This window comes from Phyllobacterium sp. P5_D12, from assembly GCF_054049495.1.
On sequence record NZ_JBFUMG010000671.1, the window covers coordinates 1 to 2,172 of the forward strand.

3 protein-coding genes are annotated in these 2,172 nt (G+C 52.1%); all 3 read right to left on the bottom strand.

All coding sequences use genetic code 11. The annotated features are described in order from the left end of the window. Positions 1 to 912, bottom strand: a 912-nt coding sequence (locus ACXJ5O_RS25065) for an ABC transporter permease subunit (RefSeq protein ID WP_457302276.1), incomplete at its 3' end; no start/stop codon positions are given. A 4-nt stretch (positions 913 to 916) separates the two neighbouring features. Further along, the gene (locus ACXJ5O_RS25070) at positions 917 to 1,825 is read right to left on the bottom strand and encodes a branched-chain amino acid ABC transporter permease (protein ID WP_112531051.1); all 909 of its coding nucleotides are present in this window, start codon (positions 1,823 to 1,825) and stop codon (positions 917 to 919) included. Between the two features lie 266 nt (positions 1,826 to 2,091). After that, the coding region (locus ACXJ5O_RS25075) for a proline racemase family protein (protein WP_457302277.1) at positions 2,092 to 2,172 on the bottom strand (81 nt) is incomplete at its 5' end.

Consider the following 2,172-nt stretch of genomic DNA (forward strand, 5'->3'; position numbering starts at 1 on the left):
GCGCAGGCGAATGGTGACCCATGCAGTCAGGAGCGCAAGGAGCAGAATAAGGTAGTAGAGAAAAATCTTGTAGTAGACGCCGGAATTGGGAAGACCAAGCAGCGCTGCGAAACCGGTTGGTCCAGGGGTGAAAGGAATGCCAAACAAGGTTGCTTTGGCGATACCCGAAATACCGAACGTGCCTTTGGTAACGACGGTCCAGTTGATCAACACCAAACGAATGATTTCACCGAAAGCGAGGGTGACAATCGCCAGATAGTCGCCGCGTAGGCGCAAAACCGGGAAGCCGAGCATAATGCCCCAGAGGGCGGCGAAAATACCCGCCATCGGCAGCAACAGCCAGAACGATAAACCGAAATGGGTTGAGAGCAATGCGTAGGAATAAGCGCCAACAGCGTAGAAGGCGACATAACCGAGATCGAGCAGTCCGGCAAGACCGACCACAATATTCAGACCCCAGGCGAGCATCACATAGATCAGGATCTGAATGCCAAAATTATCGACATACTTCAATGAGCCTTGCAGGCCACCCATGATAGAGCCGTTATAGGCCCAGAGGATCAGAATCACGAGGAATGGATAGATGAGCAGCAGTCCGAGTCCAATCTTGGGGAAGCTCTTGCGGAATGCGGATTGTTCTTTTTCGACTGCAGCACGCTTGTTCTTGCTGCGCGCTTCGCTCCACGGTGTAATGTAAGCGGTCAGTAAAAACCGCCCTATACCTGCGACAAGCACGAAGATCGCCAGCAGTCCCCAACGCTGGTTGAGAACAAGCTCGTTTCGGATATTCTGATCGGTGCGGAAACCGACGATCAGAAAGAACAATCCGAAGGCGAGAGCACCGGCGAGGAGCCCTTCTTTCACAGCTTTTGCGAAGACGGAATCCGGTTCTATTTTTTGGACGTCGGCCATACGCTTAAACCTTTTCGACTTCGGGCCGACCGAGAATGCCGGAAGGCAGGAAGATCAGAACAATTGCCAAAATCGAGAATGCGGCAACGTCCTTGTAGTCGATGGAGAAATAGGCGGACCAAAGAGCCTCGATCAGGCCGATCAGCAGACCGCCAACCACCGCGCCGGGGAGCGAGCCAATACCACCCAGCACCGCGGCAGTGAAAGCTTTTACGCCTGGGGTGAAACCATCGGTGAAGGAGATGACGCCGTAAAACATGAGATAAAGCGTGCCAGCGACTGCCGCGAGCATGGCGCCCATAACGAAGGTCATGGAAATGGTCTTGTCTACGTCGATACCGAGCAGAGCCGCCATCTTGCGGTCTTGTTCACAGGAGCGCTGCGCCCTTCCGAGCGTCGTTTTGTTGACAAGATACCAGAATGCGGCAAGCAGGATCACCGTCACGATGATGATGACCATCTGTTTGTAGGCAACTGTGATGTTCGTACCATAAATTGTGATGCCACCGTTGACGAGTGGCGGGATCGGCTTGTTGCGCGGACCCTGTGTGACCTGCACGAAATTGGACAACGCGATCGACATGCCGATCGCTGTAATCAACGGTGCGAGACGGAACGATCCGCGCAAGGGCCGGTAGGCCAGGCGCTCTATCGTCCAGCTCCACAACCCCGTCAGCAGCATTGCCACGATCATCATCAGGAGCAGTGCGAGAACGACTGGCACACCTCCAATGAAAGTAGTCAAGGCAAGAAAAACAATCATCGCCATGAAGGCGCCGAGCATGAAAACATCGCCGTGGGCGAAGTTGATCATACCGATAATTCCGTAAACCATCGTATAGCCGATGGCGATCAGCCCATAGATCGAACCAAGCGTCAATCCATTGATCGATTGCTGGATGAAGTACTCCATCGCAACGATACCCCTCATTTTATTGGGAAGTTTCTTATCCGGTTTTTTTATCCGGTTCCCATTACCCCAATGTCTTTACACCTAGCGTCTGCGTTAGAGAAAGCAACTGCTTTTTTGGCTGACACAACAACGTTACATTTGCTGACATATATTCTCCCGAAATTTTCACCAAATTTCATATACAATGCAACAGAAATTCCGGCGTTTTCGCTCGTGTTAGACGAATTGACTAGTCGCGCCTTAATTCTCCAGTGATCCAAAAGGGACTATTTGACGACAAAGCCATGAGCAAACGGATCGCGGTCGTCTATGAAGATGGTGTTATATCCTGTCATGCGCGCCCACCC

Excerpts from the sequence above, each read along its gene's own strand:
- ACXJ5O_RS25070 (WP_112531051.1), bottom strand. The coding sequence starts at position 1,825 with ATGGAGTACTTCATCCAGCAATCGATCAATGGATTGACGCTTGGTTCG.